17 protein-coding genes and 3 pseudogenes are annotated in these 15,887 nt (G+C 59.8%); 15 read left to right on the top strand and 5 right to left on the bottom strand.

All coding sequences use genetic code 11. The annotated features are described in order from the left end of the window. Positions 1–317 precede the first annotated feature (317 nt). Entirely contained in the window at positions 318–671 is a 354-nt protein-coding gene (locus QA637_RS25645) for a helix-turn-helix domain-containing protein (protein ID WP_153437873.1), read from the bottom strand. A 95-nt stretch (positions 672–766) separates the two neighbouring features. Here QA637_RS25645 and QA637_RS25640 point away from each other — a divergent pair, with 95 nt between their 5' ends. Genes QA637_RS25640 through virB11 form a run of 13 tightly spaced genes read left to right on the top strand, consistent with a single transcriptional unit; the run spans position 767 to position 10,861 of the window. Further along, on the top strand, positions 767–1,285 hold the full coding sequence (locus tag QA637_RS25640; protein ID WP_283065522.1) for a hypothetical protein: 519 nt from the start codon (positions 767–769) through the stop codon (positions 1,283–1,285). Between the two features lie 3 nt (positions 1,286–1,288). Further along, positions 1,289–1,957, top strand: coding sequence for a lytic transglycosylase domain-containing protein (locus QA637_RS25635; RefSeq protein WP_283065520.1), 669 nt, complete (start codon positions 1,289–1,291; stop codon positions 1,955–1,957). After that, positions 1,954–2,253 carry a TrbC/VirB2 family protein gene (locus tag QA637_RS25630; RefSeq protein WP_283065519.1) on the top strand — a complete coding sequence of 100 codons (300 nt, stop codon included), beginning with the start codon at positions 1,954–1,956 and terminating at the stop codon, positions 2,251–2,253. The genes QA637_RS25635 and QA637_RS25630 overlap by 4 nt, the downstream gene beginning before the upstream one ends. Before the next feature lie 4 nt (positions 2,254–2,257). Next, positions 2,258–2,599, top strand: coding sequence for a VirB3 family type IV secretion system protein (locus QA637_RS25625; RefSeq protein ID WP_153437881.1), 342 nt, complete (start codon positions 2,258–2,260; stop codon positions 2,597–2,599). Then, positions 2,592–4,973, top strand: a complete 2,382-nt coding sequence (locus QA637_RS25620) for a VirB4 family type IV secretion/conjugal transfer ATPase (protein ID WP_283065517.1) — start codon at positions 2,592–2,594, stop codon at positions 4,971–4,973. The genes QA637_RS25625 and QA637_RS25620 overlap by 8 nt, the downstream gene beginning before the upstream one ends. Further along, entirely contained in the window at positions 4,973–5,671 is a 699-nt protein-coding gene (gene virB5 / locus QA637_RS25615) for a P-type DNA transfer protein VirB5 (protein ID WP_153437899.1), read from the top strand. Before QA637_RS25620 ends, virB5 begins: the two co-directional genes overlap by 1 nt. After that, the gene (locus QA637_RS25610; RefSeq protein ID WP_153437901.1) at positions 5,668–5,883 is read left to right on the top strand and encodes an EexN family lipoprotein; all 216 of its coding nucleotides are present in this window, start codon (positions 5,668–5,670) and stop codon (positions 5,881–5,883) included. Before virB5 ends, QA637_RS25610 begins: the two co-directional genes overlap by 4 nt. Before the next feature lie 21 nt (positions 5,884–5,904). Continuing rightward, positions 5,905–6,840 (top strand): TrbL/VirB6 family protein, encoded by a 936-nt coding sequence (locus tag QA637_RS25605; protein WP_184108706.1) that lies wholly within the window; start codon positions 5,905–5,907, stop codon positions 6,838–6,840. Between the two features lie 36 nt (positions 6,841–6,876). Further along, positions 6,877–7,152, top strand: a complete 276-nt coding sequence (locus QA637_RS25600) for a hypothetical protein (protein ID WP_283065516.1) — start codon at positions 6,877–6,879, stop codon at positions 7,150–7,152. 4 nt (positions 7,153–7,156) lie between these two features. Beyond that, complete coding sequence (locus tag QA637_RS25595; RefSeq protein ID WP_153437905.1) at positions 7,157–7,828, top strand: VirB8 family type IV secretion system protein; 672 nt, start codon at positions 7,157–7,159, stop codon at positions 7,826–7,828. Beyond that, positions 7,828–8,679, top strand: coding sequence for a P-type conjugative transfer protein VirB9 (gene virB9 / locus QA637_RS25590; protein ID WP_283065514.1), 852 nt, complete (start codon positions 7,828–7,830; stop codon positions 8,677–8,679). Before QA637_RS25595 ends, virB9 begins: the two co-directional genes overlap by 1 nt. A 9-nt stretch (positions 8,680–8,688) precedes the next feature. Beyond that, entirely contained in the window at positions 8,689–9,861 is a 1,173-nt protein-coding gene (gene virB10 / locus QA637_RS25585) for a type IV secretion system protein VirB10 (RefSeq protein ID WP_283065512.1), read from the top strand. 10 nt (positions 9,862–9,871) lie between these two features. Continuing rightward, positions 9,872–10,861: a P-type DNA transfer ATPase VirB11 gene (gene virB11, locus QA637_RS25580; protein ID WP_283065510.1), complete on the top strand. Its 990-nt coding sequence runs from the start codon at positions 9,872–9,874 to the stop codon at positions 10,859–10,861. 257 nt (positions 10,862–11,118) lie between these two features. Here virB11 and QA637_RS25575 read toward each other — a convergent pair. Continuing rightward, positions 11,119–11,406 (bottom strand): annotated as a pseudogene (locus tag QA637_RS25575) (hypothetical protein); the annotation flags it as partial. A 47-nt stretch (positions 11,407–11,453) separates the two neighbouring features. Here QA637_RS25575 and QA637_RS25570 point away from each other — a divergent pair. Both QA637_RS25570 and QA637_RS25565 read left to right on the top strand, forming a co-directional pair. Further along, positions 11,454–11,805, top strand: a pseudogene (locus tag QA637_RS25570) (PIN domain-containing protein). Then, positions 11,787–12,008, top strand: a pseudogene (locus QA637_RS25565) (molybdate ABC transporter substrate-binding protein); the annotation flags it as partial. The pseudogenes QA637_RS25570 and QA637_RS25565, both read left to right, overlap by 19 nt. Positions 12,009–12,317: 309 nt before the next feature. Here QA637_RS25565 and QA637_RS25560 read toward each other — a convergent pair. The 3 genes from QA637_RS25560 to QA637_RS25550 form a co-directional block, all read right to left on the bottom strand. After that, positions 12,318–13,295: a threonine/serine dehydratase family protein gene (locus tag QA637_RS25560; RefSeq protein ID WP_283065509.1), complete on the bottom strand. Its 978-nt coding sequence runs from the start codon at positions 13,293–13,295 to the stop codon at positions 12,318–12,320. After that, positions 13,295–14,287, bottom strand: a complete 993-nt coding sequence (locus tag QA637_RS25555; RefSeq protein WP_283065508.1) for an ornithine cyclodeaminase family protein — start codon at positions 14,285–14,287, stop codon at positions 13,295–13,297. Before QA637_RS25555 ends, QA637_RS25560 begins: the two co-directional genes overlap by 1 nt. 235 nt (positions 14,288–14,522) lie before the next feature. Next, on the bottom strand, positions 14,523–15,848 hold the full coding sequence (locus tag QA637_RS25550; RefSeq protein WP_283065506.1) for an NAD(P)/FAD-dependent oxidoreductase: 1,326 nt from the start codon (positions 15,846–15,848) through the stop codon (positions 14,523–14,525). Positions 15,849–15,887 lie beyond the last annotated feature (39 nt).

Here is a 15,887-nt window from a genome sequence, read left to right as displayed (position 1 = left end):
CGTGATGTCGGAGAACTGGCTTATAATCAGAGGCCTGTGGCAAAGTTTGCCGACCATTCGTCGTTTCGCTCGAGCAGCAACGCGCCGACGAAGCGGACGATTGCATCGTGGTTGGGCAAGATGCCGATAGCCTCGGCGCCATTTGATCTCACCGTTGTGGAGCTCGATCGGGTTCATAGCCGGTGCCGTCTGCCATCTGAGTCCCGCTGGAGATGAGCCGTTTTCTGCGTATGGCGTGATGGCCGAACGGTACCGCGGTAGTTAAACTAACTCATTTTCTTAGATTTGACTCGCCAACTGATTGCTCAGCGCGAACGTCAGGCACCTTGAAAGCTGCGAATCCTCTCAAAAATTTCCGGCGAAATCTCGAATTGGCGTGCCTTGCCGCGGCCCATAGAATTCTTCACGAATGTCTCGGTCAGAAGTCCACGCTTGACCAAAGGATCGATGGTCTCGGCGACGCCTGTGCGCGTAAGTTTCGTGGTTTCCGTTATATTTGAAATAGTTAGGGCCTGGTGCCCCTGGTGCATGATGTAAAGAATGCTCATCATGCCGATCTGCTTCAGTCGCGACTGGGGGGTCTCATCCTCCATGGGATTATCGAGAATTTCACGGAAAATGAAGGCCGAAAAGGCAAGGTTGTGCCACTGGGCGTTGAGGGCTCTTGTCATCGTTTTAACTGCATAATATAAGTCTGTATATGTCGAGCGGCATGGGACGATGACAACGACATCGAACGCCGCTTCGGATTTGGAGGGTGTTGCTCATGAAGAACCTTCTGCTTGGGTTGTTCCTCGCGATCGCCGGTACCGTGCCCTTATACCTCATTTCAGTGAGTTATGTGCAAGCCGACAACTGGGGATGCCAAGTTATCTTGTGCCTTTCCAATCCCGGCAGTGCAACGCAATATGCCGAGTGCCGGCCCCCGATCGAGAAGCTCTGGCGCGAGCTTGCAAATGGACACTCTTTCCCGACCTGCAGCGGTGTTGGGTTCCAGGCCTCGCGCCCCGGATACGAGCCCTATTACTGCAACGGCGGCTATCGCCTGACGACGCGGTATGGAGATCGCGCGCGCGAGGCGAGTTGCATCTCAACCACGCCACAAACCGTCTCAAGTCTTGAGTGCTACTCCGATAATGATCGGAGCACCTCCGCCGTTTGGCGCCGCAGCGAAGGCCGCATAAAGTGCCAACGCTATGTGACAACGCGGCCGAACGTCCGCCCGCAACCCCATTATGTCGACGTGACCATCGACGGCGTCGGCAAACAACGGGTGTGGTACTGAGCCATGCCCGTTGCGTTCCTCGATCTGGCGCAAACGTGCGCACCCATAGTTGCGGCCGAGACACTCGCTGGCGTCGTCAGTCTTGAAAGTAGGTTCGAGCCGTTGGCCATCCGGATCAACAGCGGCGCCCCACTCTCGGAGCAGCCCACGACCAAGGCGGAAGCGATCGAGATCGCCACGTCGCTGGTGGCCGAGCGGCAGGACATCCAGCTCGGTCTCGGCGGTATTGGCATGGAAGAACTCCGGAAGCTGGAACTTTCAATCTCCGACGCGTTTGATCCGTGCCTCAACCTTCAGGCCACCGCGACGCTGCTCGACGGGTATTACCGGCTCGCTGCGAAGGCCGGCGCGGATCCGAACCGGGCCGAACAAGTAATGCTGCAATCCTACTACGGCCGAGATGATCCCTCCATGGGCGCCATGGTCCAGTACGACGATCAGGTCCGCGAGGAAGCGAGGCGGCTCGGCAAGACGCTCTCGGCTCTCACGATCAGCGATGGCGGGCAGGGGAGGGGAGCCAACAATGCGCCTCCTACCGATGTGGCTGTCACTGCCCGCAGGGACGAATTCCAGGCGGAATCCGCCCCGACGCCGTCCTGGGATGTTTTCAGTTCGCGACGGAGATCTTCCGTCCTGGTGTTTCAGAACAGTCAAATGGAGCAGAGTGAATGACCTTCAGTTCCCGTATCCGTCCGATCGCCGCTTCCACCGTGATGGCTGTCGCCATCGTGGCCACCATGGTCGAGCCCGCCTTCGCGCAGGCCGCTGGCATCGAGACCGTGCTACAGAACATCGTCGACATGCTGACCGGCAACATCGCCAAGCTGCTGGCCGTGATCGCGGTGATCGTGATCTGCATTGCCTGGATGTTCGGCTACATGGATCTGAGACGGGCAGGGTTCTGGATCATCGGCATCGGCGGCATCTTCGGTGCCACCGAACTCGTCAACACCATCGTCGGAAGCTGATGTCATGGCGAGTTCGCGGCAGATCCTCGAGGAAGACTCGCTGTTTATTGCCTGCACCCGCCCGGCAATGATCGCCGGCGTGACGATGGAAGCCATGGCCATGAATATCATGCTGACCACCATTCTTTACATCGTCGCCGGCTCGATCGCTTACGCGCTCGGCGGCGTCGTCTTTCACCTCATTTTCCGCGCGCTCGTCAAACACGACCACAACATGTTCCGCATCTTGCTGGCCTGGGTGGAGACACGGGGCCGGTCGCGCAACAGCGCCTATTGGGGCGGGGCGACGCTTGCACCACTGAGGCTCGCCCGCAAATACGACGAAAGGGACCTCGGATTTGCCTAGCCTGACCATACTCAGATCTCGCGAACTTGGTCCGGAGACCTTCATCCCGTATGTCCGCCATGTCGACGAGTCGACGATCGCGCTCGATTCCCGGGCGCTGATGGTGATGATCGCGCTCGAAGGCGTCTCCTTCGAGACCGCGGATGTTCTCGACCTGAATGCCCTCCATCGCGACCTCAACACCCTCTATCGAAACATCGCCGACGAGCGGCTTGCCTTGTGGACCCATCTCATCCGCCGTCGCGACAACAGCTATCCGGAGGGCACGTTCGCCACACCGTTCTCGGCGGCGCTCAACGACAAGTACCGCACGCGCATGGTGGGCGAGGACTTATTCCGCAACGACCTCTATCTGACGCTCCTCTGGTCTCCGGCGCGCGATCCGGCGGACAAGGCGGCAAAGCTGTTGGCGCGCCTGCGTCGTGCCCGCCGCGCCAGGGTCGAACTCGATGAGGAGGCCCTCAAGCAGCTTCGGGATAAGGTCGTTGATGTCACGGCGGCGTTGAAACGCTTCGAGCCGCGCGTGCTGTCCCTCTACGAGCATGACGGCCTCATGTTCTCGGAGCCGAGCGAAGTGCTGCATCAGTTCGTCGGCGGACGACGCGAGCCGATCCCCCTGACCGAGGGTCGCATTGCGTCGGCGATCTACTCCGATCGTGTCATCGTCGGTCGCGAAACGATCGAAATCCGGCACGAGGCGACCAGCCGCTATGCCGGCATGCTGAGCTTCAAGGAATATCCCGCCTGCACCAAGCCCGGCATGCTCGACGGCGTACTCACCAGTCCATTCGAGCTCATCCTGGCGCAATCCTTCTCCTTCGTCTCGAAGGCGGACGCCCGCGTCATCATGGGCCGCAAGCAGAACCAGATGGTCAGCAGCGGCGACAAGGCGGCCTCGCAAATCGAGGAGCTTGATGGGGCGATGGACGATCTGGAGTCCAACCGGTTCGTGCTCGGCGAGCACCACCTGACGCTTTCCGTCTTTGCCCCCTCAGTGAAGGAACTGACCGACAATCTCGCCAAAGCACGCGCCGGCCTGACCAGCGGCGGCGCAGTCGTCGCCCGTGAGGATCTTGGCCTTGAGGCGGCCTGGTGGGCGCAGCTGCCCGGGAACTTCCGCTATCGGGCCCGGTCCGGCGCGATCACGTCGCGGAACTTCGCCGCCTTGTCGCCCTTCCACTCCTATCCAATCGGCCAGAAGGACGGCAATGAGTGGGGGACTGCCGTCGCCCTACTCAAGACGGCGTCCGGGTCACCCTACTACTTCAATTTCCATTACGGCGATCTCGGCAACACCTTCGTCTGCGGGCCGTCCGGCGCCGGCAAGACCGTGCTTTTGAATTTCATGTTGTCGCAGCTCGAGAAGCACGACCCTCATGTAGTGTTCTTCGACAAGGACAGGGGGGCCGATCTCTACGTGCGCGCCGCCGGCGGCACCTATCTGCCGCTCAAGAATGGTGTACCGACCGGTTGCGCTCCCCTGATGGCGCTCGACCTGACGCCGGAGAACAAGGTCTTCCTCACGCGCTGGATCGGCAAGCTTGTCGGCTCGGCAACGCGGGACCTGAGCGTGACCGAACTCCGCGACATCGCCGCCGCCATCGACGGCCTGGCCGACCTGCCGGTGGAGGGTCGCACGATCGGCGCGCTCAGGACCTTTCTCGACAACACCGACCCGGAAGGCCTCGCGGCAAGGCTGCGGCGGTGGGAAAGGGGAGGGCCGCTCGGTTGGGTCTTTGACAACGTCATCGAGGATATCGGTTTCGGCGAATTCAGCGTCGGCGGCAAGTTCGTCGGCTACGACATGACCGACTTCCTCGACAATGAGGAAATCCGGACCCCGCTGATGGCCTACCTCTTCCATCGGGTCGAACAATTGATCGACGGCCGGCGGATCATCATCGTTATCGATGAGTTCTGGAAGGCGCTCCAGGACGAAGGGTTCCGGGACCTCGCCCAGAACAAGCTCAAGACGATCCGCAAGCAGAATGGACTCATGCTCTTTGCGACGCAGAGCCCACGAGATGCAATCGTCTCGCCGATCGCCCACACCATCATCGAGCAATGCCCGACGCAGATCTTCCTGCCGAACGCCCGCGGCAACCATGCGGACTATGTCGATGGCTTCAAGCTGACGGAGCGCGAGTTCGAGCTGGTCGCACGCGAGCTCTCGGTCGAGAGCCGAAGGTTCGTGTTGAAGCAGGGACATAACAGCGTCGTCGCCGAATTGGACCTCAACGGCTTCGATGACGAACTCGCCGTCCTCTCCGGCCGGACCGCTAATGTCGAACTTGCCGATGCGGTGCGCGCTGAAGTTGGCAACCAGCTTGAGGATTGGCTTCCGATTTTCCAGCAAAGAAGGAGTGCGAGCTGATGGGTTCCGACCGACTTCATAGTGCGGCGATTGCCGTTGCGCTCATCCTTTCCGCCAACGGTGCGGCAGGGCAGGGGATCCCGGTGATCGACCAGACGGCGATCGCCAAGCAGATCGAGAGCATCGCGCAGCTGAAAGCCCAACTCGATGCACTCAATCAGCAGATCGAGCAGGCACAGCAGCTCTACGGTTCGCTCAACAAACTGACCGACATGGCGGATGTTGCCAGCGTGTTGAACGATCCGGCCGTCCGCAAAGCGCTGCCGGCGGACTTCAGCGCGATCGAAGGCCTATTCAAGGGCAATGGCAGCGGTGCGTTCGCTGACTCGGCCTCTAGGTTCCTCGAGGGCAATTCGAGCTATCGAACCGATGCCGACGACTTCTACGCGCAGGAGCTTTCGCGCATCCAGAACAAGAACGCCGGTCAGATGAGCCTCGGCCAGCAGATTTATGATGCCGCGACCAAGCGCATCGATGGTATCGACCAGCTGCGCGAGAAAATCTCGACGGCAAGCGACGCCAAGGACATCGCCGACCTGCAGGCGCGGCTTCAGGCCGAACAGGCCTTCCTTCAGACCGATGTGTTGCGCATGGAAGGCTTGCGCATGGTGCAGCAGGCGCAGGCTCAGGTCGATGAGCAACGCAAGGCCGAGGACTGGCGCCAGCGCATGGACGCCATGGGAGCCGCACTGCAATGAGGCTGCGGTTTCTTTCTGTTTTTCTCGTCGTTCTGGCCGCTTGCTCGCAGGAAACCGAGCGCGTCTATACCGTCGATGAACTGATGGCCGACAAAGCGCTGCTTGCCGACGTGATCGGCAAATGCCGCCGCAATCCGGGTGAATTGGGCAACACTCCAAGTTGCCAAAACGCTGCGGCCGCAGATTTCAGGACCCGCCTTGAACGAATGTAAAAAGCGCTCGGAGTCAAAACCGTGTATCAAGTCTTCGCCTTTGTCGACGGGCAGTTCAAGGCACCACTTGAGAACTTCATCTCCTCGGGAACGTCGAACATTGCCGAGTGGGCCTCGGGGCCCCTGACGGCGGCGGTCACCCTTTACGTGGTGCTCTATGGCTATCTCGTTCTCCGCGGTTCAGTTCAGGAACCGGTCCTCGATTTCGCCTTCCGCGCGATCAAGCTCGCCATCATCGTGATGCTGGTAAAGAACGCCAGCGAATATCAGACCTATGTCACTAACATCTTCTTCGAGGTGCTCCCACGCGAAATCTCGCAGGCGCTGAACACCGGCACGGCACCGAGCGCCTCGACCTTCGACAGCCTGCTCGACAAGGGGCAACAGTGTGCCAAAGAGATCTGGGCGCGCGCCTCCTGGCCTATCGACATCGTCAGCGGCACCAGCGGCATGCTCGTGATCGGCGCAAGCTTCATTGTCGCCGCCATAGGCTACATCGTCTCGCTCTATGCCAGGCTGGCGCTTGCAATCGTGCTCGCGATCGGGCCGATTTTCGTGGCGCTCGCCATGTTCCAGTCGACGCGGCGCTTCACAGAAGCCTGGATCGGGCAGCTTGCGAACTTCGTGATCCTCCAGGTCCTCGTCGTCGCCGTCGGCTCACTGCTGATCACCTCAGTCGACACGACCTTTTCAGCAATCGAGGGGTATAGCGATGTGCTGATGCGGCCGATCGCGCTTGGCGCCATCTGCTTCGCCGCTCTCTACGTCTTCTACCAGCTTCCCAGCATCGCCTCGGCGCTTGCCGCCGGCGGCGCGTCCTTGACCTACGGTTATGGTGCGGCGCGTGAAGTGCATGAGAGCACGCTCGCCCGGGCCACCTCACTCGGCTTCCGTGCCGCCGGCCGCGGTGTCCGCGCCGTTGGTCGAACCTTCAGCTCGAAAGGCTCCGGATCATGACGCTTTTCGCACGAACAAGAAAAAGGCTCTTCAGGAATGATCAAAACACTTCCGCTGCTTTGCATGGCGGTCGCCCTAAGCGGTTGCGCTTCACTGACCGATCCTCTCCCGAAATGCGACGGCTATTCCCGCCGGGCTCTCAATCGCTCGATGTGGCAGTGGGAGGACAATAGCAACCTCAAACAGAAACAGTCCGATGCGCGACCGGCGGCTTCTCAGTCCGTCGCCATGGCTTACGTCAAAGAGGGCAGGGAACTTTCCGCCTTTGCCCATCTCGACAGCGATGCCTCGTATCGTCGTTGCGAGGACTGACGCCATGGTCTCCGGCGACGAACTCAAGTCATATTTCGAGAAGGCTCGGCGCTTCGATCAGGATCGCATGATCCAGGTCGAACGCTCGGCACGCATCGCCTGGTCCGTGGCCATGTTTGCCGGTATCCTTGCCGGTGCGTCGATCTTCGCCGTCGCCGGCCTCACGCCGCTCAAAACGGTCGAGCCGTTTGTCGTGCGGGTCGACAATTCGACGGGCATCGTCGATGTCGTCTCGGCGCTGACGTCGACCGCCGGCACCTATGACGAGGCGGTCACCAAATACTTTGCCGCGAAATACGTCCGGGCCCGCGAAGGTTACGTCTGGAGCGAGGCGGAGGAGAATTTCCGCACCGTCGCCTTGCTATCGACGCAACCGGAGCAGGCCCGGTTTTCGGCGATCTATCGCGGCAGCAATCCGGAGTCGCCGCAGAACACCTATGGACGCAGCGCCACCGCGCGCATCAGCATCGCCTCGATCTCGCTGATCAATCCGCATGTCGTATCCGTCCGCTACATGCGCACGGTCACCCGCGGAGAAGAAGTCCGGGCAACCCATTGGGTTGCGACGCTCACCTTCTCCTATGCCAACGCGCCGATGTCGTCGACGGATCGGCTGGTGAATCCCCTCGGTTTTGCAGTCAGCGAATACCGGGCCGATCCGGAGGCCATCAACTGATGCGGACTATTTTCGTCGCCACCCTCCTCCTTACGGCCTCCGCCTCCACGGCGCTTGCCCTCGAAATTCCGCGCGGCGCTTCACAGGACAGTCGTGTCCGTTTCGTCGACTACCAGCCCTACAACATCACCCGCATCATCGGCTCGCTGCGCTCTTCGGTGCAGGTGGAATTTGCGGCCGACGAAGAGATCGCCCATGTCGCGCTCGGCAACAGTGTGGCCTGGGAAGTCGCGCCGGCGGGCAACATCCTGTTTCTCAAACCGCGAGAAAATCAGCCGGTCACCAATATCTCTGTCGTCACCACCCGGCGCGACGGATCGACCCGAAGCTACCAGATGGAATTGACGGTGCGGGATGGGAAGGTGGAGGTCGGTCAGAACACCTACTTCTACGTCAAGTACCGATATCCGGCCGACGAAGCCGAACGACGACGACAGGATGCGGCGGCGCGAGCGATCGCCGCGCAGGCGAAGGAGGCCGACAACGTGTTGGCCATTCATGACGCCTATGGGCCGCGGAACTGGCGTTACTCCGCACAAGGCGCACAGGCGCTGGAACCGCAATCAGTCTACGACAATGGCAAGGTCACGACCTTCGCCTTCGTCGACAACCAGGAGATGCCTGCCATCTATATCGAGAATTCGGACGGAAGCGAAAGCCTGGTGCCCAAGGCTGTCGACGGCAACCTCGTCCTGGTTCACGCGATCAGCCGCAAGTTCATTCTTCGGAGGGGAGGGGAAGTGCTCTGCGTCTTCAACGAAGCCTATGACCGGGTCGGCATCAATCCGGATACCAATACGACCTCGCCGTCGGTCGAGCGCGTCGTGAAGACCGAAGTCACGGCACAGTAGGGAATTGTCATGATTCAGGAAGACGAAAGCCGAATTCCGGGTGAGCGAGCCGAAACCGTCGCGGCCAGACGGATCGACAACAATCCAGTCCTGAAGCGCGGGGCGGTAGCGCTGGCCGTTGTTGCCTTTGTCGCCTTTGCCCTGTGGTCGATGAGCGGCGAAAGTACCCAGCAAGAAAACGTCCAGCCGGAGCGGGTGGTCATCCGGCAGACGACGAACTTCGAGCCTGCCAAGGAACAAGCGGAGCCGGTCCAGGCCGAACCGGAAGTGAAGCTGCCGACCCCCGTCGTGGCAGAAGAGGTGATGGCGGAAGATCCACTGCTCGACTCGGCGCGGCGGGCGCCCGTCATGGCCTATAGCGGCGGACAGAGAAACGCGACGTCGCGCCGGGATACCGCGGATCCTACCATATCGACGGACAGCAATTTCCTGCCGCTCGATGGAAACATGATGGACCAGAACACGGCCAATGCCGATGAACAGCGATTCAACGGATTGCTACGGCCGACCAGGCTTGAGGGCTCGCGCGCCGGCACGCTCGGCAACCGGAACTTCATCGTTGCAATGGGAACCTCGATACCCTGTGTTCTCGAAACTGCCATGGCATCTGATCAGCCCGGCTTCACAAGCTGCGTGATCAACCGGGATGTCCTTTCGGACAATGGCCGGGTCGTGCTGATGGAGAAGGGCACTCAAGTTCTCGGCGAGTACCGCGGCGGCCTACAGCGAGGGCAGAAGCGCCTGTTCGTGCTCTGGAACCGCGCGAAAACCCCGAACGGCGTCATCGTCACATTGGCCTCGCCGGCAACGGATGCGCTCGGCCGGGCCGGCGTCGATGGCTATGTCGACATCCACTGGTGGGAGCGGTTCGGAAGTGCGCTTCTCCTTTCGATCGTCGGCGACGCCACGAGCTATGCCAGCAGCCGCCTTCAGGACAGCGACGTCAATGCGCAGAGCACCACCAGCGCAGGCCAGCAGGCAGCGGCGATCGCTGTCGAGCAATCGATCAACATCCCTCCGACGCTCAACAAACATCAGGGGGAGCTCGTCTCGATCTTCGTGGCGCGCGATCTCGACTGTTCCGGGGTCTACGGATTGCGGGTGACCGAGCGGAGGAACAAGGTCCTCGACCGGGCGGTGCTGGGGGACTTCAGCCCGCAGTCGACGCTCGTGACGAAGTAGGGTAGGGGCGATGACCGAAGGTCCCGATGCGGCGGTCGTTCGAGAACTGCTCTCTCCGTTCGCGCCGTTCCTGGATGACCTGTCGCTCTTCGAAGTGATCGTCAATCGGCCCGGGCAGGTATTGACGGAAGGCGCCGGTGGTTGGCGGACCTATGATCTGCCGGAGCTTTCCTTCGAAAAGCTGATGCGCCTTGCCCGGGCCGTGGCCAGTTTCTCCCATCAATCCATTGATGAAACCCGGCCGATCCTGTCGGCAACGCTGCCGGGGGACGAACGGATCCAGATCGTCATTCCACCGGCCACGGCCAGCAATACGGTCAGTATTACCATGCGAAAACCTTCCTCGGTGACATTCACCCTCGATGATCTGGAAGAGAGAGAGTTTTTCTCAGAGACGCGAGCAACCAACGACGGCGTCTCAACACAGGACCAGGATCTGCTGGCCCTATACCGTGCCAGCCACTTCAAGGATTTTCTGCGGCAAGCCGTCATTGCACGGAAGAACATCATCATCTCCGGCGCAACCGGATCGGCCAAGACGACGCTGTCGAAGGCGCTGATCAAGCATATTCCCGAGCATGAGCGGATCATCTCGATCGAGGACACCGCCGAACTGGTTATTCCGCAGCCGAACCACGTGCGCCTGTTCTATTCGAAAGGCGCCCAGGGGCTGTCGAGCGCCGGCCCGAAAGAACTACTGGAATCGAGCCTCCGGATGCGGCCCGACCGCATTTTGCTGCAAGAGCTACGCGACGGAACGGCGTTCTACTACGTGCGTAATGTTAATTCTGGCCACCCCGGATCAATAACCACCGTGCATGCCGATTCGGCGAAGCTCGCCTTCCAGCAGTTGACGCTGCTTGTGAAAGAATCCGAAGGGGGGCGAAACCTGGACCGCGCAGACATCGACAGATTGCTGAGGGTCTCGATCGACGTCATTGTTCAATGCAAGCGAATGGATGGACGGTTTCGCGCAACAGAAATCTACTTTCGAGGCTGAAAAAGCCTCCTACTCGGCAGTCCCGACAACTTTTGGATTCAGCCAAGGCGCTGATGAGCGTTCAAGCGGTGATCTGCTGCTTCATTGGCGCGACTCCACTTATGATCGTAATGGGCAATTCGGTTGTCGTATCAGCCGTGGCGCTCACATTCCGGCATTGGTGCAAACCTCTGATAGATCTGTGAGTTTTCCTTCGTTCTGACGGTCATCGGGATCGAGCTTCGACCTCTGCCTGCTGGCCGGAATCTGGGGTGAAGTCAATAGTCCGGGACGGCGGGCAGCGGAATAGGTCTCTGGAATGTGCGGTGTAATCGTCCCCAACCGGGATCGTGCATATGGGCGTGCAAACCGGCCCGTTCCACGAGCGCCTTTGCTTTCGAAGGCTTTTGCCCGGCGGGAGGATGTAGCGGTCGTGATTATGCAGGAGGTGCTGGGTGGATTGCGCGATTCGTGCAATCTGGAGCATGTCGAAATGACGGCTCGGAGCCGCGCCATCCGAAGTGATCGCGACCGGCACGCCCAGCCATCATCTGCATGTTAGGGGTTTCGAGCCGCACCGCGTTGAAATCAGGCCGCGCGAAGTGGACTTGTCTTGAGATACCTGCTGGATACGAACGTCGTCTCCGAACTGCGCAAGGTCGGCGACGGCAAAGCCGACGCCAATGTAGTGGCGTGGGTCGGAGCGGAAGATGCGACGCGCTTCTTCCTTTCGGCAATCACGATTCTTGAACTGGAGCGCGGTGTATTTGGGGTGCAACGCCGGGACGCCACACACGAGGCTCGGTTGCGTTCTTGAGGCCGACGCGCTGATTGCGGCCACGGCTCTCGTCCACGACATGATCGTCGTGACGCGAAGCATCAGGGACTTCGAAGGCACTGGCGTCGTCATGGTTGATCCTTGGCAAGGTGACCTGCATCACTTCCACTCGGATGCCTTCGGTTGACCTCGATTGCAGCGTCGTCTGATCGATTCCCGGATGTCATGCTTGTCGGTCGGTTTCCGGCGGAACTCCAAAGTTACATCGACTTCGCCATTGGCATCAGTGCCAATCCAAGGGACACAAAAGCTGCCAAGCAACTGTCGGAGTTTCTGGTGTCGGCTGAGGTCGATGGCACCTTGGCGGCAAAGGGCATCGAACGCCGCTAAGGGCAAGCTTGAGAAGCAGCCATCGGCTCACGGCCATCGGCTGATGGGCGTGGCCGTGGCAGCCTCGTGCTAGTGCCCAAGCGTCCGCTATGGCTCGAAGCGCAACTTGCATGTCAGGATGCTAAGGTCCGAATCGGGTCGGATCCTCCCTTTCACCGTCGCAAAAGGGGTGGCAAGCGGTCGTCGCCAAGCAGGTCGCCGAACGGCGTGTTCGGGCCGCATTCCGGAGCGGCAGATTCTTGCTTGGCGATGCGGATCTCAGACGTTCAACTGCGATCGGGGCGGTGAACTGACCGAAGCTGCGACTGATTACCCCGCTACATTGTATATCTCGGCAAGATCGCGTAGATCCCAGTTCCCGCCAGACAACACCGCACAGACTTTTTCATCGGGCTTGACGTCTATGGTGCCCGCCAACAGTGCTCCGACGCCAATCGAGGCGGCTGGTTCAGCGATCAGTTTCGCATCCTTGGCAAGAGCACGCATACCGGCGATGACGTGCTCGTCTTCAACAAGAATAATCTCGTCCACATACTTTTCGACAATCGGATACGGGTTTTGACCCGGAACGCTTATCCGCAAGCCATCCGCAATAGTGTTCTTCAAGGGAAGCGATGTGCGCTCCTTGTTTATCCGGCTGTGAAAATACTTCGGTGTCAAGGCAGGCTCTGCCCCGATAACGCGCACTGATGGTTTCGTTTCTTTGATGGCGGTAGCAATTCCCGAGATTAAGCCACCGCCGCCCACGGGAACGATGACCGTATCTACATCGTCCAGGTCCTGCAGTATTTCACACCCGATCGTTCCCTGACCGGCCATCACGATGGGGTCCTCAAATGCGTGAACAGCCACGTATTTGTTTTCTTCCGCGATCTCGTACACCCTTTTCCATCTGGCGGCGGTGTCGCCATCGAAAAGAATGACGTCTGCCCCGAGGGCTTTTGTATTTTCGATCTTGATTTTGGGCGCGGTGACCGGAAGCACCAATATTGCTTTTACGCCCAACATCCTGGCGGCATAAGCAAGCCCTTGGGCATGGTTGCCCGACGACGTCGCAATAATGCCGTTTGCGATCTCTTCTCTCGAGAGCGAGAGAGCCTTGTTCAGTGCGCCGCGGATCTTGAAGGCGCCAGTAATCTGCAGGGTTTCCGGTTTGAGATACAGCTGACAACCAGCGGCTTTCTCTATTTTTTCTGCACGCAATAACGGCGTGTGCCTGACGTGCGGTTTCAGCCGTTCCCGGGCTTCCCGAATGTCCTGAATGGTGGGGTAGTTGCGCATAGTCATCACTCAAAAAAATGAAAGAAGGTGCCGACGTTATTGGCTATTGCGTTCTGATAGAGTTTGCTGGCTGTCGTATTGTCTTGTATGGCCATCCCCGTGGAATCGAAAATCGTGATTTCGTCTTCACTTTCTCGTCCCGGCTTCCTTCCCAGCAATACCTCGCCGATTTCGCCATGGATGTCGTCTTTAGTGATGATGTTCTTATTCAGCGGGTGCCAGGTCTCGCCCTTTTCTGAGCATTGCGAGATCGAGTCGACGATGATTTTCGCGTTTCTGAAGAGCTCCGGATCCAGCTCCTGTTTGCCGCGTTGATCCGTGCCGATTGCAACGATATGTGTACCGGGCTTCACCCAATCCGCTTCCACAAGCGACCCTTTCCCGCGGGTCGTCGTAATCAAGATATCGGCCTGCTCAACGGCTTCTTTTTTGGAGTTTGCCATGATTACAGGAATGCCGAATTCGCTTTCGATTTCCGCTTTGTATCTGGAAAGCGTGTCCGGGTGACTGTCCCATGCGTGGATCTCTTCGATCTTCATGATCTCGTTGACTGCCCGGATTTGCATTCTTGCCTGATTTCCTGTCCCGATCGATGCGACCGTCCTGGCGTTCTTCCTCGCCAGGGCTTTGACGGAGACTGCTCCAGACGCCCCCGTTCTGAGGCCAGTGATCAAGCTTCCATCCATGATGCAAATCAACGCACAGCTCCTGGCATCAAACAGGAGAATGGTCCCCATGCCACTAGGCACGCCGTATGCTGTCGGGTTATCAATGAACCCTCCAGAAGATGCTTTCATGGAGATCACTTCATTGGCTTTGTAGTAACCAAGCTTGAAATCGATTTCCCCACGAGGCGACGGGAGATGCATCCCTATATAATCAGGTTGTTCCACCTGATGATTGTTAAAGGCTTTGTATGCCTCTTCCACCGCGCCGATGACTTCTGTCATGCCGATTAGCCGTCTTACTTCATCCTTCTTAAGCAGCAGCGTTTTCATGCATGACCTCTCGATTTTTGGGTTCATGGGGTGCATCGGCACGGCAACACCCTGTACCGCAATCATCATAGTGGGAGAGCGGGGAGACTAGTGTCCGCATTCGCCGCGACCTGAAGCAGATTGTTTTGTATCGCATAGGGGCTTTGGCAGAGAGTTGCGGCAGGCGTCTTTCGAGCTTAGGCGAAAATGTTGGAAGAGGCGCTTGCCCAGATTGGTCCCCATGCGGCGATCTCATCTAAAAGTCAGCGACTTGACCCCAGGCGGATTTTCGGAAGCGATCCGGATGGTAGGGGCTTGGATCGACGATCGGCTCGTTACCGGTCACGATGTCTGCGACCAAGTGGCCGGCGCCCGGACCGATACCGAAGCCGTGCCCGCTGAAGCCGGCGGCGAGGATCAAACCCGGTACGGCGGCGATTTCGCCGATGCCCGGCACACCGTCCGGCGTGCTGTCGATATAACCTGCCCATGCGGCGGTGATGCTGGTGTTCTTAAGGTCGGGCAGGAGGTCGAGCGCGCGCGAATGGGTAAGGCGAATAGTGTCCTTATCGACGGCGGGATCAAGGATGCGCATGCGCTCCATTGGCGTCGGGGCATCGAGGCGCCAGTGAGTGAGGCTCTCGTGACCGGAGCGGAAGCCTTCGAGGCCGCCGGGTGCAAGGCTGCGCCAGCGCCGAGCGAACATCGGCAGAAATTGCTGCGCGAAACGAAATTGCTGCGGCGTAGGATCGACACGGCCGCGGCCGCTGATGGCGAGCGTGTAGCCGCCGTCCCGGCGGCGCGTAATCGAAACGGCGGCCGTGTGCAATGCATCCGGAAGGCCGATGGCGCCTGGCGAGACAGCAAGAATCGACGAGCGGACCGACGCCTGGGGAAAGCGGATGCCGAACTGCCGGCAGAAAGAGGAGACCCAGGCGCCGCCGGCGAGGACGGCCGTTTTCGTGCGGATGGTGCCATGCTCGGTCACGACACCGGATAGGCGACCGCCTTCTGTCTCTATGCCGCGGGCGGCGCAGGACTGGTGCACGGTGCCGCCAATCTTCAGGATCGCACGCGCGACCGCGGGTGCCGCGCTTGCCGGATCGGCGGTGCCGTCGGTCGGCGAAAAGACGCCACCCTTCCATGGCTTGCCCGTTGCCCGGCCGCGCTCGGTCGCCTCCGCGCTGTCGAGCATGTGGGTGGTGACGCCGACGGTCAGGGCGAAATCGCGCCAGCGCGCCCAGCCGGCCAATTCCTCTTCGCTATTGCTGAGATAGAACAACCCGCAGCGCCGGAAGCCGGTGTCCTCGCCGCTCTCGGCGGCGAAACGCTCCCAAAGATCAAGGCTCTTCGTCGCCATCGGCAATTCGCGGGCGTCACGGTTCTGCTGGCGGCACCAACCCCAGTTGCGACTTGACTGCTCGGCGCCGATCCGTCCCTTCTCGACGAGGGCGACCTTCAATCCGCGGCGGGCAAGGTAATATGCCGCGAATACGCCGACAATGCCGCCGCCGATCACCACGGCATCGGCGGTTTCGGGTAGCTGCGGCGTTGTGTCGATGAGTTTCAGCGGTGCTGGCATGGCGTGACCTCCGTTACGGCTACAGTCTAGCGGCTTTGG

Source organism: Sinorhizobium terangae (assembly GCF_029714365.1).
Taxonomy (GTDB): Bacteria; Pseudomonadota; Alphaproteobacteria; order Rhizobiales; family Rhizobiaceae; genus Sinorhizobium; species Sinorhizobium terangae.
The sequence above is the reverse complement of the archived record's forward strand: the minus strand, read 5'-3'. Positions and strand labels throughout refer to the sequence as shown.

Coding starts and splice junctions, on each gene's coding strand:
- virB11 (WP_283065510.1), top strand. CDS start 9,872: ATGACCGAAGGTCCCGATGCGGCGGTCGTTCGAGAACTGCTCTCTCCG.
- QA637_RS25645 (WP_153437873.1), bottom strand. CDS start 671: ATGACAAGAGCCCTCAACGCCCAGTGGCACAACCTTGCCTTTTCGGCC.
- QA637_RS25600 (WP_283065516.1), top strand. CDS start 6,877: ATGATCAAAACACTTCCGCTGCTTTGCATGGCGGTCGCCCTAAGCGGT.
- QA637_RS25555 (WP_283065508.1), bottom strand. CDS start 14,287: ATGAAAACGCTGCTGCTTAAGAAGGATGAAGTAAGACGGCTAATCGGC.
- QA637_RS25610 (WP_153437901.1), top strand. CDS start 5,668: ATGAGGCTGCGGTTTCTTTCTGTTTTTCTCGTCGTTCTGGCCGCTTGC.
- QA637_RS25640 (WP_283065522.1), top strand. CDS start 767: ATGAAGAACCTTCTGCTTGGGTTGTTCCTCGCGATCGCCGGTACCGTG.
- QA637_RS25550 (WP_283065506.1), bottom strand. CDS start 15,848: ATGCCAGCACCGCTGAAACTCATCGACACAACGCCGCAGCTACCCGAA.
- virB9 (WP_283065514.1), top strand. CDS start 7,828: ATGCGGACTATTTTCGTCGCCACCCTCCTCCTTACGGCCTCCGCCTCC.
- virB5 (WP_153437899.1), top strand. CDS start 4,973: ATGGGTTCCGACCGACTTCATAGTGCGGCGATTGCCGTTGCGCTCATC.
- QA637_RS25560 (WP_283065509.1), bottom strand. CDS start 13,295: ATGACTATGCGCAACTACCCCACCATTCAGGACATTCGGGAAGCCCGG.
- QA637_RS25630 (WP_283065519.1), top strand. CDS start 1,954: ATGACCTTCAGTTCCCGTATCCGTCCGATCGCCGCTTCCACCGTGATG.
- QA637_RS25625 (WP_153437881.1), top strand. CDS start 2,258: ATGGCGAGTTCGCGGCAGATCCTCGAGGAAGACTCGCTGTTTATTGCC.
- QA637_RS25635 (WP_283065520.1), top strand. CDS start 1,289: ATGCCCGTTGCGTTCCTCGATCTGGCGCAAACGTGCGCACCCATAGTT.
- QA637_RS25595 (WP_153437905.1), top strand. CDS start 7,157: ATGGTCTCCGGCGACGAACTCAAGTCATATTTCGAGAAGGCTCGGCGC.
- virB10 (WP_283065512.1), top strand. CDS start 8,689: ATGATTCAGGAAGACGAAAGCCGAATTCCGGGTGAGCGAGCCGAAACC.